The organism is Gordonia sp. NPDC127522, from assembly GCF_042672305.1.
In the GTDB taxonomy this organism is placed as follows: domain Bacteria; phylum Actinomycetota; class Actinomycetes; order Mycobacteriales; family Mycobacteriaceae; genus Gordonia; species Gordonia hongkongensis.
This window is the reverse complement of sequence record NZ_JBHXVK010000002.1, coordinates 60,482-79,395: the sequence shown is the minus strand read 5'-3', so window position 1 is coordinate 79,395 and position 18,914 is coordinate 60,482. Positions and strand designations below refer to the sequence as shown.

At 66.3% G+C, this 18,914-nt stretch carries 16 protein-coding genes; 12 read left to right on the top strand and 4 right to left on the bottom strand.

What is annotated here, in order from left to right:
- Positions 1 to 7 precede the first annotated feature (7 nt).
- Positions 8 to 1,447: a cytosine permease gene (locus ACFVHY_RS04655; RefSeq protein WP_390269009.1), complete on the top strand. Its 1,440-nt coding sequence runs from the start codon at positions 8 to 10 to the stop codon at positions 1,445 to 1,447.
- Positions 1,448 to 1,574: 127 nt separating this feature from the next.
- Positions 1,575 to 2,534 (top strand): phosphotriesterase, encoded by a 960-nt coding sequence (locus ACFVHY_RS04650; protein ID WP_390269006.1) that lies wholly within the window; start codon positions 1,575 to 1,577, stop codon positions 2,532 to 2,534.
- Here the strand turns inward: ACFVHY_RS04650 and ACFVHY_RS04645 are convergent.
- Positions 2,522 to 3,856 carry a TetR/AcrR family transcriptional regulator gene (locus tag ACFVHY_RS04645; protein ID WP_390269003.1) on the bottom strand — a complete coding sequence of 445 codons (1,335 nt, stop codon included), beginning with the start codon at positions 3,854 to 3,856 and terminating at the stop codon, positions 2,522 to 2,524. The genes ACFVHY_RS04650 and ACFVHY_RS04645 overlap by 13 nt on opposite strands.
- Before the next feature lie 673 nt (positions 3,857 to 4,529).
- Between ACFVHY_RS04645 and ACFVHY_RS04640 the strand changes: the two genes are divergently transcribed.
- The 9 genes from ACFVHY_RS04640 to ACFVHY_RS04600 all read left to right on the top strand — a co-directional run bounded on the left by ACFVHY_RS04640 (position 4,530) and on the right by ACFVHY_RS04600 (position 15,016).
- Complete coding sequence (locus tag ACFVHY_RS04640) at positions 4,530 to 5,378, top strand: glycosyltransferase family 2 protein (protein WP_390269000.1); 849 nt, start codon at positions 4,530 to 4,532, stop codon at positions 5,376 to 5,378.
- Positions 5,379 to 5,381: 3 nt separating this feature from the next.
- Positions 5,382 to 6,488: a glycosyltransferase family 4 protein gene (locus ACFVHY_RS04635; protein ID WP_390268998.1), complete on the top strand. Its 1,107-nt coding sequence runs from the start codon at positions 5,382 to 5,384 to the stop codon at positions 6,486 to 6,488.
- Complete coding sequence (locus ACFVHY_RS04630) at positions 6,485 to 7,519, top strand: NAD-dependent epimerase/dehydratase family protein (protein ID WP_390268995.1); 1,035 nt, start codon at positions 6,485 to 6,487, stop codon at positions 7,517 to 7,519. The genes ACFVHY_RS04635 and ACFVHY_RS04630 overlap by 4 nt, the downstream gene beginning before the upstream one ends.
- Positions 7,516 to 8,283, top strand: a complete 768-nt coding sequence (rfbF, locus tag ACFVHY_RS04625) for a glucose-1-phosphate cytidylyltransferase (protein WP_390268992.1) — start codon at positions 7,516 to 7,518, stop codon at positions 8,281 to 8,283. The genes ACFVHY_RS04630 and rfbF overlap by 4 nt, the downstream gene beginning before the upstream one ends.
- Positions 8,280 to 9,464, top strand: a complete 1,185-nt coding sequence (locus ACFVHY_RS04620; protein WP_390268989.1) for a DegT/DnrJ/EryC1/StrS family aminotransferase — start codon at positions 8,280 to 8,282, stop codon at positions 9,462 to 9,464. The genes rfbF and ACFVHY_RS04620 overlap by 4 nt, the downstream gene beginning before the upstream one ends.
- A 2-nt stretch (positions 9,465 to 9,466) precedes the next feature.
- On the top strand, positions 9,467 to 11,680 hold the full coding sequence (locus ACFVHY_RS04615) for a hypothetical protein (RefSeq protein WP_390268986.1): 2,214 nt from the start codon (positions 9,467 to 9,469) through the stop codon (positions 11,678 to 11,680).
- A gap of 187 nt (positions 11,681 to 11,867) precedes the next feature.
- The gene (locus ACFVHY_RS04610) at positions 11,868 to 12,698 is read left to right on the top strand and encodes a family 16 glycosylhydrolase (RefSeq protein ID WP_390268984.1); all 831 of its coding nucleotides are present in this window, start codon (positions 11,868 to 11,870) and stop codon (positions 12,696 to 12,698) included.
- A gap of 42 nt (positions 12,699 to 12,740) precedes the next feature.
- Complete coding sequence (locus ACFVHY_RS04605; protein WP_390268981.1) at positions 12,741 to 13,736, top strand: glycosyltransferase family 2 protein; 996 nt, start codon at positions 12,741 to 12,743, stop codon at positions 13,734 to 13,736.
- Positions 13,733 to 15,016: a lipopolysaccharide biosynthesis protein gene (locus ACFVHY_RS04600; protein ID WP_390268978.1), complete on the top strand. Its 1,284-nt coding sequence runs from the start codon at positions 13,733 to 13,735 to the stop codon at positions 15,014 to 15,016. Before ACFVHY_RS04605 ends, ACFVHY_RS04600 begins: the two co-directional genes overlap by 4 nt.
- Here the strand turns inward: ACFVHY_RS04600 and ACFVHY_RS04595 are convergent.
- Positions 14,995 to 15,792 carry an SDR family oxidoreductase gene (locus tag ACFVHY_RS04595; protein WP_390268976.1) on the bottom strand — a complete coding sequence of 266 codons (798 nt, stop codon included), beginning with the start codon at positions 15,790 to 15,792 and terminating at the stop codon, positions 14,995 to 14,997. The two genes, ACFVHY_RS04600 and ACFVHY_RS04595, sit on opposite strands and share 22 nt — an antisense overlap.
- Positions 15,793 to 16,072: 280 nt before the next feature.
- On the opposite strand from ACFVHY_RS04595, the gene ACFVHY_RS04590 reads away from it, so the two are divergent.
- Positions 16,073 to 16,615: a dihydrofolate reductase family protein gene (locus tag ACFVHY_RS04590; protein WP_390270314.1), complete on the top strand. Its 543-nt coding sequence runs from the start codon at positions 16,073 to 16,075 to the stop codon at positions 16,613 to 16,615.
- 70 nt (positions 16,616 to 16,685) lie between these two features.
- Here ACFVHY_RS04590 and ACFVHY_RS04585 read toward each other — a convergent pair whose 3' ends face one another.
- Positions 16,686 to 17,978 carry a hypothetical protein gene (locus ACFVHY_RS04585; protein WP_390268973.1) on the bottom strand — a complete coding sequence of 431 codons (1,293 nt, stop codon included), beginning with the start codon at positions 17,976 to 17,978 and terminating at the stop codon, positions 16,686 to 16,688.
- An 87-nt stretch (positions 17,979 to 18,065) separates the two neighbouring features.
- The gene (locus tag ACFVHY_RS04580; protein ID WP_390268971.1) at positions 18,066 to 18,863 is read right to left on the bottom strand and encodes a hypothetical protein; all 798 of its coding nucleotides are present in this window, start codon (positions 18,861 to 18,863) and stop codon (positions 18,066 to 18,068) included.
- Positions 18,864 to 18,914: the final 51 nt, after the last annotated feature.

The following is an 18,914-nucleotide window of genomic DNA, read 5'->3' as shown; positions in this document are numbered from 1 at the left end:
GGACTCCATGACCGCACTCGACGCCGCGTCCCCGTCGGCACCCGGACCGAACCATTCGATCCCGCAGGCCGAGGCCGAACTCGAACTCATCCCCGAATCCGCCAAGACCCACGATGTGCGCGGACAGTTCTGGATCTGGGCCGGTGCGAACATCGCACCCATCAACTGGGTCCTGGGCGCGCTCGGCGTCACCATGGGCCTCGGCCTGTGGGAGACGGTGGCGGTCCTCGTCGTCGGCAACGCCATCGGCATGACGATCTTCGGCATCTTCGTCGTCATCGGCCAACGCACCGGGGTCACCGGAATGGTGCTCTCGCGGGCCGTCTTCGGGCGTCGGGGTGCCTACGTCCCCGCCGCCGTGCAGGCCCTGGTCTGCATGGGCTGGTGCGCGGTCAACACCTGGATCGTCCTCGATCTGGTGATGGCGCTGCTCGGCGAGTTGGGGCTCGTCGACCCGGAGCTCGACAACAACGGCGCACGGATCGTCGTGGCGGCGGTCATCATGGCTATGCAGGTGACGATCGCGTGGTTCGGCTATCGGGTGATCTCCGCCTTCGAGCGGTGGACGGTGCCCCCGACGGTCGCGATCCTGCTCGTCATGACCGTCGTCGCGTGGGTCGGCCTGGACGTGAACTGGGGGCAGACGACCGCGCCGGAGCTGACCGGGTCGGCCCACATCGGCGCGATCACCGCGGTGATGACCGCGATCGGCATCGGCTGGGGCCTGACGTGGATCGGTTACGCCGGCGACTACTCGCGCTTCGTGTCCCGGGACGTCCCGTCGCGCAAGCTGTTTCTCGCGAGCGCACTCGGACAGTTCATCCCGGTCGTCTGGCTCGGTGTGCTGGGCGCGTCCCTGGCGACATTGAGTGACTCCGCCGATCCGGGCGAGATCATCGTCGACGCGTATGGCGTTCTCGCACTGCCGGTTCTGTTGCTGGTGATCCACGGACCACTCGCGACCAACATCCTCAACATCTACACGTGCACGGTGTCGACGCAGGCACTCGACATCCGCGTCGACCGACGTGTGCTCAATCTGATCATCGGTGTCGTGGCGATGGCGATCGTCGTCTACTTCGTGCTCAACAGCGACTTCGCGACCACGATCGACTTCTGGCTGATCTCGATCGTCGGATGGTTGAGCCCATGGGGCAGCGTGGTTCTCGTGCACTGGTTCCTGATCGCCCGGCAGCAGATCGACGCCGAGCGCCTGTTCGCCGCACCGGCCGACAGTGTCCTGCCGATGGTGCGGCCGACCGCACTGGTCGCGCTGGCTCTCGGTGTGACGGCCACGTGGATGTTCATGTACGGGATGCTGCCCGTGCTGCAGGGCCCCGTCGCCGTCGCCCTCGGTGGGATCGATCTGTCGTGGCTCGCCGGAGCGGTCGTCGCCGGCACGTCGTACTGGGCCATGGAGAAACTCACCGCGCCACGTGCTGCCTGAGACCCGGCCGGTGAGGACCGTGGCGGTCGCCGGCGACAACGAACGGCGAAAGCCGCCTGCCACATCAGGGCGTCGACTAGGGTTCGGCGGAGTGGGAGGCAATGCGGCCTCTCGGTGAGGAGGTTCCATGGCCACCGTCCACACCGCGACCGGCCCGATCGATTCCGAAGACCTCGGAAACGTGCTGGTGCACGAGCACGTGTTCGTCCTCGGCGAGGAGTTCCGGCAGAACTACCAGGATGACTGGGACGAGGATGACAAGGTCGCCGAAGCGGTCCGCGACCTGACCGAACTGAAGGAGCTCGGGATCGACACGATCCTCGACCCGACGGTTCTCGGTCTCGGCCGGTACATCCCGCGTATCCAACGGATCGCCGAACAGATCGACCTCAACATCGTCGTGGCGACCGGCCTCTACACCTACAACGACATCCCGTTCCAGTTCCACTATGCCGGACCGGGAATGCTGTTCGACGTCCCGGAACCGTTGGTCACCCTGTTCACGAAGGACCTCACCGAGGGGATCGCGGACACCGGTGTGCGAGCCGCCTTCCTGAAGTGCGCCATCGAATCACAGGGATTGACACCGGGTGTCGAGCGCGTGATGCGCGCGGTGGGACAGACGAGCGCCCAGACCGGTGCGCCGATCACGGTCCACACCGATCCGCACAGCCAGTCGGGACTGGTCGCCCAGAAGATCTTCGCCGAGGAAGGGGCCGACCTGACGAAGGTGGTCATCGGCCACTCCGGTGACAGCGTCGACCTCGACTACCTGATGAAGCTCGCCGACGCCGGTTCCATCCTCGGCATGGATCGTTTCGGGCTCGACCTCCTCCTGCCATTCGACGAACGGGTGAACACCGTCGCCGAACTGTGCAAGCGCGGCTATGCCGACCGCATGGCGCTCGCGCACGACGCCGCCTGCTTCATCGACTGGTTCGACCACGAGGCCAAGAAGCAAGCACTCCCGAAGTGGAACTACCGGCACATCAGTGAAGAGGTGTTGCCGGCCCTGCGGGAACGCGGTGTGAGTGAGGCCGACATCGCGACCATGCTCGTCGACGTGCCGCGCCGCTACTTCGAGTAGGGCCGCGATGCACGGACCACTTCGCTTCGCGGAATATCGGCGAGCCGGCGCGGACTCAGGCCCTGGGTACCGGGACCGCCACAGAGTTCGACCGGGCTCAGGATGGCGGATGCCAGCGCACGGAACTCGCCTTCGATGCCCGGCCGCGAGCGGAGCTCCGGCGACGAGATGACCTGGTAGACGAATCCGGCGAGTGCTTGCGTGAGCGCGTTGGCGTCGGCGTGCGTCAGGGTCGGTGAACGGGCCAGGATGGCGGCAGTCCACTCGGCGGTGTAATCCGACGCCGTCCGGCGAAGTGAGACCTGGTCTGCTTCCGGCAGATACACGATGTCCTGGATGGCGATGGCCAACAATCGACCGTTCGGGCCGAGCGAGTACTCGAGGAACACACCCACAAGGACGTCCAGCGCTTCGACCGCCGAGGACTCCGCCAGTGCGTCGACGGATATCCAGTGCAGATTCTCGAGACCTCGACGCATGATGGTCATCAAGATGTCGGTCTTTCCCGCGTACTCCTGGTAGACCGTCGCCGGCGACACATCCGCTTCGGCGGCGATGTCGTGGATGCGGACGTTGGGAAATCCGCGCGCGAAGAACATCCGGGTCGCGGCGGCGAGTATCCGATCACGCCGCGCAGCGGGCTGCCGGCTGGATCCATCGGCGAACCGCGTACGGGACTGTGCCCCGCGGGGAAGCGAACAGCTCAGGATCGAGTCCACGACCGCCCGCTGGATCTGCGTGAGCCGCCGTGGGGTGAGCGAACCCCGCATCGCGGCGGTGCTCGAGAACACGCTGACCGCCGCGGTCGCGAGGAGTTTCGCGGTCTGGGGGTCGATGCCGGCCTCGGTGGTGTCGAACTTCGACGCCAATGCGTCGATCAGGGTGCGGTGGTGCGCGTCCATGTCGTCGAGATCGGATCGGTCGAGATGCCGTCGCTCGCGGGTCCACAGTGTCGAGACATCGCCGTGCGCCGCCCTGGTCGCAAGCAGGTCGAAGAACACGCCGAGCTGTTCGGTCGGCGATTCGCTGCGCTCCTCGGCTTGGGTCAGGAGTGCGCGTACCCCCTCCACCTGCGTCGCCAGCGCTTTCGCCAGAATGTCCTGCTTGGACGGAAAATATCGGTACACCGCCGGCCCGGTCAGTCCGACGGCGGCGCCGATCTCCTCGACGCTCACATTCCGGTAGCCGGCGTCCTGAAAGAGCGCGGTCGCTTCCGCGATGAGCTGCTCGACCCGCGGTTCCGGGGGTCGCCCCGGCTTCTCGTCTCGGGGCGCGGGGATCGGCGCCGACCGTGACGGGGACGGAGGTGTGGGTGAGTTCATCGCGCGCCGGCAGCCTCTCCTGCTCGTGTCTGACGACCTCGGGGGTCACTTTCCATTCGTTGGAGCCCGCCGGGTGGATCTCGAACAGTGCCGCGAATCACACTCTCGATTCTGGGATCGAAACCGAACGACTCTTGACCACGCGGCGTAGGCGTGAGTCCCCGGCTCGGGGCCGCGGACCGCGGTCGTCGGACGACGCTTCGAACCCAGCTGTGAGTCGCGGGTCGACGACGCAGCGTGTGTAACGGCGACTCACTGACTCCGCCGACCGCGTGTGGAAGCCGGCCGCTGTGCTGTGGTTTCATTCCGTTTTCGCGCCCGGGAGGCATTGCGTTACCGCGTGTATCAGCCATTAACCCGGGACGTGTGCTCCGCGGCTGGAGGATGCCTGTCCGTACCGTCAGGTACGTAGGCCAGGCACGAGTTCGGTTGCGCTGCGGCGCGTTCCGAATTCAGAATCCGTTCACTCTGCGAAGCTTCACAGGCGCGCTGTACGCCTCCCCATCTCGCCAATCCTCTGCTAGTGTCCGAATCGGGTCGTCGGGGAGGACGGCCCTGTCTCTCTACTTCAGAACGCGCACTCGCTCGACTCGTTCAGTCGATGCTTCCGGGGGGAAGTCTCGTACACACACGTGTGGTTGGACCGTGCGCGGGAATGGACACAGTGATCGAAATGACCGGCCAGAACAACGGGACCGCAACTGTTGCGGCGCAACCAGATGCCCAGCATCGACTCAGCAACACGCAATTCGGCACTCACCGAGATCGTGGCCCCACGACATCCACGGTGAGCCTCATCATTCCGGTTCGCAACGAAGCACGGAACATCGGGTGGGTGCTGGAACAGATCCCCAAGCGGATCGACGAGATCATCCTCATCGACGGAAACTCCACCGACGCAACACTTATCACCGCGCGGAGTTACCGCCCCGACATCAAGGTCGTGCAACAGAGCGGACCCGGCAAGGGCAGTGCGTTGCGTACCGGTTTCGCCGCCGCGACGTCCGACATGATCGTCATGATGGACGCCGATGGCAGTATGGCTCCGCAGGAGATCACGCATTTCTTGCATTTTCTCGAGAACGGTTACGACTTCGTCAAGGGCTCGAGGTTCATGGGCGGGGGCGGGTCACTCGACATCACCCGGTTCCGGCGGTTGGGCAACTACGGGTTGCTCGCGTTCTTCAACAGCTTGTACCGAACCGAGCTGACCGATCTGTGTTACGGCTTCTGCGCTTTCCATCGGCGATACCTGGATCTTCTGGATCTGCAGGCGACCGGCTTCGAGATCGAGGCCGAGATGACTGTCCGCGCGGTGCAGGCCGGCCTGCGGATCGCTGAGGTTCCGAGCCTGGAAATGCCCCGTCGCACAGGTAATTCCAATCTCAACGCGATCTCCGACGGCCGACGGGTGCTGCGCACCGTGTGGCAGGCGCGAGGTGGCAGGCGGCCGGCGACGATACGTCCTGATGACAATCATCGAGGCGCCGCCCAGGTCTCCTCGGGTCACCCGGCCGGCTGAGCCGTGACCTCCGTCAAGGTCGACGACGCCGGTGAGCGGCGTGGTCGGATCGTGGTGATGACGGATCGGATGAGTCCCGGCGGGGTGAGTCATTTCATCCTGCAGGTCGCGACCCACTTCGCGGGCGAGGGACATCAGGTCGACGTGCTGTCGCTGGCGGCCGGTGAATGGGACCATCGGCTCGCCGATGCCGGCATCCGACGGCTTCGTCTCACCGACTCCGCAGCACTCCGCGCACTGCGATCCGCCGACGTGATCCATTGTCAGCAACGATTTCTCGGACTGATCGCCGCTGCGCTCGGGCGTGGTTCCCGCACGGTCGAACACGTACACAACGTGCTCACCGACCATCGCGGCCTGTCGTATCGCACGCAGCGGATCGTCGCGGTGTCGGGCGCCGTCCGGGCGTCACTGCTCGCGAACTTCCCACACGTGTCTTCTGAGCGGGTCTCGGTCGTGCACAACGGGGTACGGAAGCTGGGCGCCGGCGTGGCCGCCTATGAGGACAGGTCATACGACCTCGTGAACGTCGCGCGGTTCGACGAGCAGAAGGACCCGCTGCTGTTCCTCGAACTGGTGAAGGAGCTTTCGGAGCGGCGGGAAAGTCTTCGTTGCCTGTGGATCTCTCCCGGTAGGGGACCGCTGCAGGACGACTTTCTCCGAAGACGCCAAGAACTGGGTCTCGAGGACGTGGTCCAGATCAGCGTCGGGGACACCCACGCGCATACACGCGCACAGGTTGCCCGGTCCCGGATGTTCCTGCTCACATCGCGGTGGGAGGGACTACCGCTGTCGGCGCTGGAGGCGCTGGCCAGCGGCACGCCGGTGGCGACAACCCCGTGCGGCGAGATCGCACACATCGTGAACGAGAGGTCGTGCGGGGTCGCCATCGACCCGCAGGCGGACGACCGTGCCGACCGGATCAACGACGTGCTGACCGATCGGACGTCGTGGAATCGGCTCGCGCACAGAGCGTTCGCCGTAGCGGATGAATTCAGCGAAATCCGCATGACGGAACAGATCAGACACATCTACGCCGGGATCGACCCGGTATTCAGCGAGGCGCCCACTCGGCACCTCGACAGCCAACGAACAGGAGGACGGGGATGAAGGTTCTCGTCACCGGACATCTCGGTTACATCGGAGCCGAGTTGGTCCCCATGCTCGTCGACGCCGGACACGACGTCGTCGGGCTCGACACCGACTACTACCGGGACCGCGATTTCCGCACGGAACCGCTGCGCGTACCCACGCTCGACATGGACATCCGTGACGTCGAGCAGCGTCATCTGGCGGGCTTCGACGCCGTCGTCCACCTGGCGGCACTGTCCAATGATCCGGTCAGCGAGCTGAACCCGGAGCTCACCTACGACATCAATCTCGAGGCCAGCGTGGGCATCGCCCGAGCCGCGAAGGCGGCCGGTGTAACCCGCTTCGTCTTCTCGTCGTCGTGCAGCCTCTACGGGGCAGGCGCGGAGGGTGCGCTCAGCGAGGATGCCGAGATGGAGGCCGTCACTCCGTACGGCGAATCCAAAGTCCGCGCCGAACAGGCGATCACCGAGCTGGCCGACGACACCTTCTGCCCTACCTTTCTCCGGAACGCCACCGCGTACGGGATCTCTCGTCGCCTTCGCACGGATGTCGTGGTGAACAACCTCGTCGGGCATGCGGTCACGTCCGGAAAGGTGCTGTTGATGAGCAATGGCGCCGCCTGGCGACCGCTCGTCCATGTCCGCGACATCTCGCACGCGATCGTCACGGTCCTGCAGGCGCCACCGGCCACCGTGCACAACGAGGTGTTCAACGTCGGTCGCAACAGCGACAACCATCAGATCCGGGATGTCGCGAAGATGGTCGCCGACATCGTGCCCGAGTGCGAGGTGGCCTTCGCCGACGACGTCGTCGCCGACATCCGGAACTACGTCGTCGACTTCACCAAGATCGAGACGTCGCTACCGGGCTATGCGCCGCAGTGGACCCTGGCCACCGGCATCGCGGAGATCCACGCCGCCTACGTCGACGCGGGCCTGAGCGCGGACCGGTTCAACGGAAACGACTTCGTCCGGCTGCGAGTCCTGCGCGAGCTCCTCGACGCCGACGCGCTCGACGCCGATCTGCGATGGACGGGTGATCGGTCATGAAAGCGGTGATCCTCGCCGGAGGCAGAGGCACCCGGATCAGTGAGGAGTCCGTCGACCGGCCGAAACCCATGGTCGAGATCGGCGGACGCCCGATCATCTGGCACATCATGCAGATCTACGCGGCCGCCGGCGTCACGGATTTCGTTGTGCTGCTGGGCTACAAGGGCTACATGATCAAAGAGTTCTTCGCCAACTACTTCCTGCACGCCAGCGATGTCACCGTGGATCTGGGCACCGGCGCGATCGAGAACCATTCGTCGAACGGCGTGCCGTGGCGCGTCACCCTCCTCGACACCGGTCTGGACACGATGACCGGCGGCCGCCTCCTGCGCGCTCGCGAACACATCGGCAACGAGACCTTCTCGTTCACCTACGGCGACGGAGTCGCCGACGTCGACATCCGAAAGGTGTTGGCACATCACGAGATGTCGGGCAGCATCGCGACGGTGACGGCCGTGCAACCGCCCGGGCGGTTCGGCACGCTCGACGTCTCGTCGTCGCAGACCAGATTCGTCGAGAAGCCGGAAGGCAGCAGCGGCTGGATCAACGGCGGTTTCTTCGTCTCGTCGCCGAAGATCCTCGACTACATCGCGGGCGACGCCACCCTGCTGGAGAAGGAGCCGCTGGAGACCCTGTCCGCTGAGGGGCAGCTGTCGGCATACCAGCACGACGGATTCTGGCGCGGGATGGACACCATCTGGGACAAGGTCTTCCTCAATGATCTCTGGGATCGCGGCGAGGCGCCGTGGAGGTGCTGGTCATGACGATGTCGATGGAACGAGCCACCTCGACGGTGCCCGTCTACCGCCCCTACCTGGGCGAGGATGTCCAGCAGGCTGCGGTCGATGCCCTCGCGGCCGGATGGCTGGGCATGGGTGCACTCAGCAAACAGTTCGAGGAAGAAGTCGGAACCTACCTCGGTGCGTCCGAAAGAACTGTTGTGTCGACGAATTCGTGTACCGAAGCCCTCCATCTGGCGGCCCGGCTGATCGGACTCGGCCCGTCCGACGAAGTGATCTGTCCGTCGTTCACCTACGTGGCAGGTCATCAGGCGCTGACACGGACCGGAGCCGAGGTGGTCTTCTGTGACGTCGAACCCCGGTACCTCAACATCGACCCGCAGCGTGTGCGCGAGCTGATCACGCCTCGCACCAAGGCGATTCTGGTGGTCGACTACCTCGGCTTCCCGTGTGATCTCGACGAGCTCATGGCCATTGCGCGCGAGCACGGGCTGCGGGTGATCGAGGACGCCGCCCACGCCTTCGGTAGCATCCGGGCTGGACGCCGCGTCGGATCACACGGTGACATCACATGTTTCAGCTTCGGACCGGTCAAGATGATCACGACGCTCGAGGGCGGGGCGATCGTCACCTCCGATCCGGCTGACCTGCAGGTGCTTCGGGAGCTTCGCCATCTCGGTATCGACTCCGACACCGACGCGCGATACCGGAACCAGCGCAACTGGGACTTCGACGTCGTGCGGCAGGGCTACCGGTGCCATCTGGGCTCGGTGCCCGCCGCGATCGGTCTGTCCCAACTGGCCAGGGTCGACGAGTTCATCGCCAATCGCCAACGCTATTGCCGCCACTACGATTCGGCGTTCGCCGACATCCCCGAGCTCGAGCTGTTCGACACGGACTGGTCTGACGTCGCACCGTACATCTATGTGATCAGGACCGGGGGTCGCGCCGAACGCGCCCGGTTGGTCGAACACTTGAAGTCCGCCGGGGTCGCCACCGGGATCCACTTTCAGGGGGCGCATGAATTCAGCTACTACCGGAACAGCCGACGCGGCGATCTGTCCGTGACCCAAGCCGCTGCCGACCGGGTTCTGACCCTTCCGCTCCACTCGTACATGAGCGAAGCGGATCTCGACCGGGTTGCTTCCGCGGTGACATCCTTCTACCGCCCCGCGATCGGCTCGGGCCGGGCCACGGACGGATAGCCGTGGTTCACCGACTCGAGGGCGCGGTCGCGCGGGCGGTACCGACCCCGCCGACCGCGCACGCGATCCCCGACCGTGCACCGGCCGTCGTCGCGCTCCTGTCGATGATGGCGATCGCGGTCTCGGCGCTGATGGGCGTTCTGACGGCGTCCGGGGTGGCTCAGCTCCTTCCCGAAGGGCTCCGCGCCGTGGCGGTGGTGAGTGTGACCCTGGTTCTCCCTGGGCTACCGATCGCGGGGCTGTTCGTGTGGCCGCGCAACGGACTTCTGCCGAGCGTCGCCATCGCCTTGTCGTTGAGCATCACCGCCATCATCGCGCTGGCCTCGCTCCTCGCCGGCTTCTGGCATCCGCTGCTCGCGCAGGGGGTCATCCTCGTCATCGCTGCCGTCGCAACCGGTGTACTCATCAGAGCGCGATGTCCGCGTCCGTCGTCCGACCTGCGCGCGGGCGCCGGAGCGGCGGCGTCGGCGGTGATCACGTCGGTCCGGACGTTCGATCGGGTCACCGCGGCGCTGCTGGGCGGATCCCTCGTCCTGTTTCTGATCGCGGTCGCCCGATTGCATCCCGAGCAGGCGGGCGTGTACGGGCTCGTGCCGATCCTCGGGGTCTCCTACTTCGTCGGATTGGCTGCGCTCTGCGTGGCCCTGTTCCGAGAGTATCGCCGACGCCGTCTGCACCGGACGGGTCTTGCTGCGACCAACGTGATGCTCATCGTCTACATGAGCATGCCGGTCGCATGGTCTAGTGGCACACCGCCTTTCCCGACCGCCTACGTGCACCGGTTCCTGACCGATTGGTACTCCGAGCTCGGCGCGCTGCCGCCCGCGGTCGACGGCCGGATCAGCTGGAGCGGCTTCTTCGCGGGCGCGGCGCATGTGATGAGGACGGGTGGGCTCGACGACAGCACGGTCTTCCTCACCAGCGCGTCGCTGATCTTCGGAACTCTGCTGATGTTTCCCCTGTACGCACTCGGACACAGCGTGTCCGGAAGCGCGCGCGTCGGATGGGGGACCGTCACCATCTACATTCTCTTCAACTGGTACCAGCAGGATTACTTTGCGCCCCAGGCGCTCGCGATGCAGTTGTACGTGACGATCGTGGCTGTGCTGATCTGGCAGCTGAGGGTCTCACCCCTCCCGCCCGTCGGCTTCTGGCGCGCATGGCGACGCGTGCCAGGACGACCACGTGGTCGTGGACCTGGATTCTCATACGCGGTCGAGGGAGTTGTGATCGTCCTCATCGCCGCGATGGTGGTCAGTCACCAGTTGACCCCGATGGTGACCATTGCCGCCCTGGCGGGGCTCGCCCTCGTCGGGTCCACACGACACAAACTGCTCTGGCTGGCCGGACTGCTCCTGTTCAGTGCCTGGTTCACCTTCGGTGCGAGCGGGTATTGGCTCGGGCACCTCGATCAGATCCTGACCGAGATCGGCGACGTCACCGCGAGTGTCAGCTCCGGGCTGTCTGACAGAATCACCGGGGATCCGGTCTACGGTCGGATGCAGTACCTCAGGATCGGTGGCACCGCCCTGCTCCTCCTGGTGGCCACGATCAGCTGGTTCCGTCTCGGCAAGAGCCGATTCCGATCACCCCTCGCCATCCTCTCTCTGGTCCCGTTCGCACTCGTCGTGGTGCAGAGCTACGGCGGCGAGGTGCTCGTACGGTGCTTCCTGTATGCGTCACCCGCGCTGGCCGCACTGGCCGCGCTCGCCGTGGTCGGTGCGGCGCGTCGAATCCGCGGTTCCGCGCGCATGCCCGCCACCGTGTTCGCGATCGGCGCGGTCGCAGTCACTCTCGTGGTCGCGGTGTTGGGGGTCTCCAATCGTGCGCTCAACACCTCGTTCGAGTATTCGCGGCCGGCCACCGTGCGGGTTTCCGACGAGCTGGTGACCCAGGCGCCGTCGTCCGCGATCGCCTACTGGGGGCACGGCTCGACGATCGGACTGCCGCGGGCCTACGACATCGGGGCCTCGTGCATCGCCGAACAGCGCGAACTGGCGGAATGCACTGCGGCTGAGGACATCGACTATCTGCTGGTATCCGAGGAGGACGAGAAACTCTTGCAGTACCGGTACGGGATCAGCCCGGACGAGGTCGCCCGACAACTCGCGCTGATGGTGCAACGGGACGGTTTCGTCTCCGCCTACGACGACGGAGAGGTCCACGTGCTGAAGCGCCTGGGGGCGCCCGACATCGATCTGGAGGCCGCGCCGTGATCGCGACCGTTCTGCTGTTCGTCACGGCCGCAGCCTTTTTCGTAGCCGCCAGCGTTCGGCGCGAGCATCGGGTCCCTCCACGGGGAGTAGTGTGCACCGATCGCGTGTCACATCTCCTCACCGTCGTGGCGATCACGACCACGGCGATCGCCTGCGCTTCCGCCCTGCTCTACATGGTGGGCCGGATATGACGCGTGCGCGAGGTGGTTGGTTCCGGACATTCCTGCAAGTGCTGACGGTGGTTCTCCTCGCCCCGATAGTCGGATGTGGGATGACACCGGCGCGGGGGTTTCCTCGCGGAGACCTCCCCGGCTGGAAGCAGGTGTTCTTCGACGACTTCGATCGTGATGCGCCGGTGGGGAGTTGGGCCAACGAGTGCTCCCCGTACGACGTCGTGTACACCGGCGCGGAAGGCCAGCAGTGGTTGACCTATCCGCGGTGTTTCCCGGACACCTTCGACCGTCGGCCGTATCGAGCGGACGAGGTACTGAGTGTGGACAACGGGTACCTCGTCTTCGATCTGCACAACGTCGACGGGGTTCCGGCGGGGGCGAGTGCATCACCGACACTCGACACCGGCAGCCAGTACCAGACCTACGGGCGCTACTCGGTTCGGATGCGGGTCGACACACCAGACCTCGACGAGTACTACGTCGCATGGCTCCTGTGGCCGCAATCGGAACAGTGGCCGCGGGACGGCGAACTCGACTTTCCGGAGGGCTGGCTGTCGAGAACCGTTGGTGGATGGCAGCATTTCGCCGGCGAAGGTTCCTGCGACGGGTGCAAGATCCCGTCCCGGGACATCGGGGCGCGCTTCACCGACTGGCACACCTACACCATCGAATGGTCGCCGGGGCGTGTGCGGTACCTGCTCGACGACACCGTGGTCCTGGACAGCACGCAGTGGGTCCCGACGACACCGATGCGCTGGCAACTGCAGACCGAGACCCGAGGCGACGGGAACAACCGCGGCCGGGTTCTCGTGGACTGGGCTGCGGTGTGGTCGTACGAGGAATGACCTTGCACGAGCGAAGACTTCGACCGGAACTGAAGAGGACTGATGGGAAATAGTGACATCGGCAAGTTGTCGGTGGTGATCTGTGCCTACACCACCGACCGATGGGCTGACCTGATCCGATCGGTCGACGCCGCCGAACGCGAACTGACCGACGACGATGAACTGATCGTGGTGATCGACCACAACGACGAGCTGTTCGACCTGGCGAGGCGGGAGTTCGCCTCGTCGCTCAAGCCGCTGATCTGGGTGGTGGCCAACGACGAGAAGCGCGGTCTCTCCGGTGCCCGCAACTGCGGCACCCGTCTCGCCTCCGGTCCGATCGTCGGGTTCGTCGATGACGACGCCGCCGTCGAACCCGGTTGGCGTCGGCGACTTTCCGGGCAGTTCACCGATTCGGATGTTGCGGCGGTGGGCGGATACGCGGAGCCGGTGTGGCCCGGCGACCGACCCCGTTGGTTTCCCCGGGAATGTGACTGGACGGTGGGATGCAGTTACGCGGGTTTGCCGACCGCGCCGGCGCCGGTCCGCAACCTGATGGGGTGCAACATGGCGTTCCGTCGCCGGACCTTGCTCGAGGTCGGGGGATTCGACACCGACCTCGGACGGGTGGGCACGCTGCCGGTGGGCTGCGAAGAGACCGAGTTGTGTATCCGGATCGCCCGTCATGACCCGGCTGCGAGGATCATCTTCGACCCGGATGTCCGTGTGCGACACCATGTGAGCCGGAACAGGACACACGTCCGGTACGTCTTGCGACGGTCGTTCGGCGAGGGCGTCTCCAAGAGACAGATCAGTGGCCTCGTCGGGGCGGCGGACGCCACGAGCTCGGAGCGTTCGTATCTCGCCAGGACGGTCCCGGCGGCCATCATGCGTTACTTCTGCGACGGTGTGACGGTCGAGCGGCGCAGGACGGATCCCGGAGGTCTCGGACGCTGCACCGTTCTCGCCGGGACCGTCGTCGCAGCAGGTCTGGGCTACCTCTTCGCGATGATGACCGAAGCGCGAAGCACGTTGCGCGAGTTGAGTCCTCAGACATGAGCATCGTGAGCAGGCCGGTGATGCTCGGTTCGAGGGCGATGACGGTGGACTCCGTCGCCGTGGTGGCGAGCTTCTTCGTCACGGCTGGGGCGGGAATGCTCTTCTGGGTGGTCTCGGCCCGGGTCATCCCTCCACATGCGCTCGGCATCCAGACCGCGCTGTTGTCACTTGTCACGACGGTCGGCACCATCACCGCGTACGGGGTGGGAAGTGCCTACAAGGCGATGCTGTCGACGCCCGACTGCCCACGTCGCGAACGGTTGCTCGAGGGCCTGCTCATCACCATCGGCTCGGCCGCCGTCTTCGGCGTGATGGGCGGGATGATCGCGGGCGACATGCTCGAGTACCGGGTGGCGACCGTCGTGCTGGTGGCCTGCGGGTCCGTCGTCATGGCGCTGTTCGTACTCAAGGACGCCGCTCTGATCGGACTGCACGCCTCGCGCTGGCTTCCGATCGTCAATGTGGCCGCCGTGGTTCTGAAAGTGGCCCTGGTCTGCGTGTTGGCGAGTGTCGTATCGCTCGCTGCGGTGTGGGCCACGATCGTGCCCGCCGCGCTCGGGGCGTGCGTGGTGTTCGTCATCCTCGTGCCCCGGATTCTGCGGCGCCCCGAGAACCGCACAAGCCCGCACCGTGTCGTGGTGGTGGATCGCGCCCAGATGCCGATGTTCGCTCTTCGCGATGGCATCGGAAGCGCGACCTCGTTCGGACTCATCCTCGTGCTGCCGTTCCTCACCACGCTCGTCGCCGGACCGGTCGCGGGTGCGACTCTGGCCTTGGCGCTCGCGGTGGCACAGGTGCTCGACTTCGTGCCGGATGGCATCGGAGCAGCGCTCACCGCACATCTCGCGCGCGATCCAGCGGCACTGGCCGGGCAGATCCGTCGAATCTGGGCCATCTCGCAATGTCTGGTCGTGGTCGGAGCAGGGGTTCTGATCGCCGCCTCGCCGATCGTCGGGAAGATCTTCGGCCCGGCCTACTCGGGCTCGGAGTTCACGACGTCGTTGTGCCTGCTCGCGGCCGCCTCGGTCCTTCGCGTCCCCTATTCGATCTGGATGTCAGTGCTCCGGGCGGAGTTGGACACCAAGACGATCCTGCGATGCAACACGGTGGTGTTCGTCATCACCTTTCCGGTCACCCTCGTGCTGGCGGGCACCTGGGGCAGCATCGGTGCGGGCTCGGGTCTGCTCGTCAGCTCGCTCCTGCTGGGCGCTGTCGGCACCTGGGACCTGAGACGACGATGGTTGTCGAACGCAAAGGGTCACCGCAAGCTCGCCTGGTAGCGGCGCATCCCGCGAAGCCAGCGGTCGTAGTCCGCGCCCTTCTGGCGGTACATGTCGAGAACCTCCGGGTGCGGGAGGATGAGGAAGCGTTCGTCGGCGACGGCCTCCAACACGATCGCGGCCACCGTCCCGGGGGTGAGCACCGCGCCGGCGCTCTCCACCGCCCGCTGCATCAACCGCTGTTCGGCGGTGGCGGAATCACCGTCGGGCCGTAGCAGCTTGGTGTCGACGCCCATCGGGCAGAGGCAGCTGACCCGGACCCCGTCGTCCCCGTGGGTGATGTTGAGCCACTCCGCGAAACCGACTGCGGCGTGTTTGGTGACCGAGTACGGCGCGTTGCCGATCTGGGTGAGCAGACCCGCGGCCGACGCCGTGCTGACGAAGTAGCCGCTGCCTCGCTCCACCCAGCCCGGGATCAGGCGTCGAGCTGCTCGGATGTGGGCGCGGAGGTTGACGTCGAAGGCGAGATCCCACACGTCCTCCCCGGTGTCGACGCCCCCGCCCAGTCCGACGCCGGCGTTGGCGAAGTAGAGGTCGACCGGACCGAAGGTGTTCTCCGCCAACCGGACCGCGGCGTCGATGTGTTCGTCGGACGAGGCATCACCGGCGAGCGCGGCCGCCGAATCGCCTAGTTCCTCGGCGACGGCCCGGGCTCCGGACTCGTCGAGATCGGTGACGACGACCCGCGCGCCCGCACCGACCAGGGCGTGCGCCATCGCCGCGCCGATACCTCCACCGCCACCCGTGACGATGGCAACCTTGCCTGCGACGTCCATGGATCTCCTTCGATCGCCGATGTGTGGGTCCAGAGTTACCAGACGGAGGGGCTTCGACAGGCTCAGCCGGCGGGAAGGGGCTCACCCCCTTCTGCTCCCTGAGGAGCGCTCGGAGCTTGCGGAGGGCGCCCCCCTCCGCTCCCTGAGGAGCGCCCGGAGCTTGCGGAGGGCGCGTCACGAAGGGTCCCGACAGAGTCACGAGACTCTCGACGCCGATGACTTTCCCGCCGCCCCACGGTCTGACATCGTGACGTTCACCGAAGTGACGAGAGGCAGCGCAATGGGAAAGATCCACGTCCACGAGTTCATCACCCTCGACGGCAGTTACGAGGACCCGAGTTTCACGATGCCGTACGGGTTCCCCGACGCGCTCGGCGAGACACTCAGTTCGTTCATGAACGACTGCACCGGAATCCTGCTCGGACGCAACACCTTCGAGATGTTCGGCCCGGCATGGTCGGACCGGACCGTCGACGACGATCCCGGCGCCCCGTTCTTCAACGACACCACCAAATACGTGGTGTCCTCGACCCTCGACGAGGCGACCGGGTGGCAGAACTCCGAGGTCATCGGGGCCTACGACGCCGACCGGATCCGCGACCTCAAGAAGGACCGTGACCTCTACATCAGCGGCAGCGGCACCCTCGTGCGGGCGCTGCTGCGCGACAAGCTGATCGACGAGTTGCACCTGCTGGTCTATCCGGTCGTACTCGGCAGCGGTGCCCGCCTGTTCGACGGTCTGACGGACCTGCCGCTCACGCTCGTCGGCACCGACGTGTTCGACAACGGCGTCGTGCACCTGTCGTACAGCTCCACCGACTGAGCGGCTGCTGACGGCTTGGACTCAGAGGTGCGGGCGTCTCCGCTCTCTGAAGAGCGCGCGAAGCGACACCTCAGGGAGCGGAAGAAGGCCCGTCGGCGAGGTCCATCGCGGTGAGGAGCAACCGGGCGACGCGGGCGTAGGCCTGGTGCTCGGCCTCGCAGAGCGCGATCTCCTCGTCGCCGAGTTCGGCCTTGCGGGCGGTCGTGAGATTGTCCATCCACTCCCGCATCTCGGCCGCGCAGATGTCGAAGAACTCGTGGACGCGCTCACGATCCTGACGGCACATGGCCAGCACGGTCGTCGGGGAGAGCTTGTTGTCGAGCTTCTGGTTGACCCGTAGGAGCCCCTGCAGCGCCACGGGAAGGCGATCGCCACGGCGGCGGTGCTCCAGTTTGGGGCCGCTCTCGAGGCGTCGGATCATCTCCCCACGCGCCGACCGGGCGAAGTCGTCCCAGCGTCGGAGTGCGGCATCGAGATTGGCCGGACTGAAGACCGCGACGTCGATGCGGCGCTGGGCGAAGACGAGCCCGTTGCGCACGACCAGCGCGACTTCGGGCCACCGCGGCGAGAACTCGGCGACGACCATTCCGAGCAGCGAGGGAGCGGGCACCGACGAGCTGAGGATGGTCACGATCTCCAGGGAGCGGGCGTCTCGGGTCGGTCGGAGCAGTGAGGTGCCCGTCGACCGCAGGAAGATGGCCTTGCGTGGGCTCACCACGGCGGGACGTCCGGCCGCGCTCATCGCGGCGCGGGCCAATTCGACGAGATGGTCTTTCGACTGCGGCACCACCCCGCCCTCGACGGGGGCGTCGAGGAAACGGGCCGGGGCGGTGAAGCGCAGGGTGTCGGCGTCCGTGCTGCCGACTCGATCCGAGTCAACCGGCCGGCCGGCGTCGGTCTCGTCGGCGTCGTCGGTGTCGATACCGTCAGCCGGGGAGTGGTGTCGAGCGAAGGACGGGTCGCCGATGCTCACGAACGACGGGTGGATGACACCCCACACCTCGCGCAACGCCCGCACGGCGGCGCCGGCGAGGTCGCCGGACCGAACGGCATCGGCTTCGAAGCAGAAGGCGCTGCGACCCTCGAGCCGGCACCAGCCACGGTCGACGATGTAGGTGGCCTGGCGCATCCACCGGTCCTTGTCGGTCCAGGTGAGGTCCCCCGCCGAGATGGTGCAGCGCAGGCGGTCTGCCGACTCGGGACCTCCGGCCACCGCGAAGGTCATCCGTCGTCGCCATCCTCCGGCGGCCGCCTCGACGATCGACAGCGTCTGACCCGGCAGGAGACGTGGCACCCGAACCGCGAGAGTGTCGGCGAAGTCCCGCCAGGCCGCCTCGAGGTCGGCGTCGAAATCGGGGGACATGCAGGCTCCTCGTGGGCGGGACGTACGCGGACCGGATCCGAATAGTACGACGCCGCGCAGACACCCGTGGCGACACCCGCAACAGAACTACAGGGGGGCGGAGTGCTCGATCGTCTCGTCGTAGACCGGGTCCCACGGGAGATCGTGGTCGGCGTAGTCGGTGCTCGTCAGCGCCACGTGGGGTACCGGTTCCCCGGTGAGCGATTTCCACGTGATCGAGTTGACGATGCGGACCGCGGCGGCGTCGGACGTCGTCGGATGCCAGGTGTCCGCGGACTCCAGCGGACCCATCACGCGCGGCGCGGGGAGCCGGGGATGCGCACCGGACTGCCCGGCTCGCGACATGTCGCAGAGCACACAGGTCCCCGACGCCGACGGCAGATGACGGCGGCGTCCGGCCCACGCTTCGGCGCGCATCGGGATGACCGTCAACTGCACGAGCGTCCCGGCGGCGCTTCCCACGGTGTGCGTCGACGGTGCGACGAACTGACGGTTGTCGCCGGCAAGGCTCCGATACGAGGCGAGGGACGGTTGTGTGGGCACCTCGAGGTAGTCGCCGGCGTCGAAGTCCGGCACGCCCGTGAACGCACTACCGCTGACGACGTTGACACCGTCGACGCCGACCATCACCAGGAACGGGTGCAGGTGCGGCGAGGAGAAGTCGAGCCAGGTGGCCTCCGACTGCCACATCGGGATGGTCGCGTGCGCGTCGCCGTCTGGTGAACCCTGGGCGAGGCGGAGGGCGCCATGGCCGCCGACCGAGCCGGGCCGTCCGACCGGGTCCGGGGTGCGCAGAGCCCGCTGGAACGTGACGTGCAACCGCGCGTCGCGACCCAGTTCGGGAAAGGTGATCGTGAGTGCGCCGCGATCCGTGGTGATGGCCATGTGAGGGCTCCGATCGATGACTGGAACCGCTGAGGGTTGCCTAACCAATTG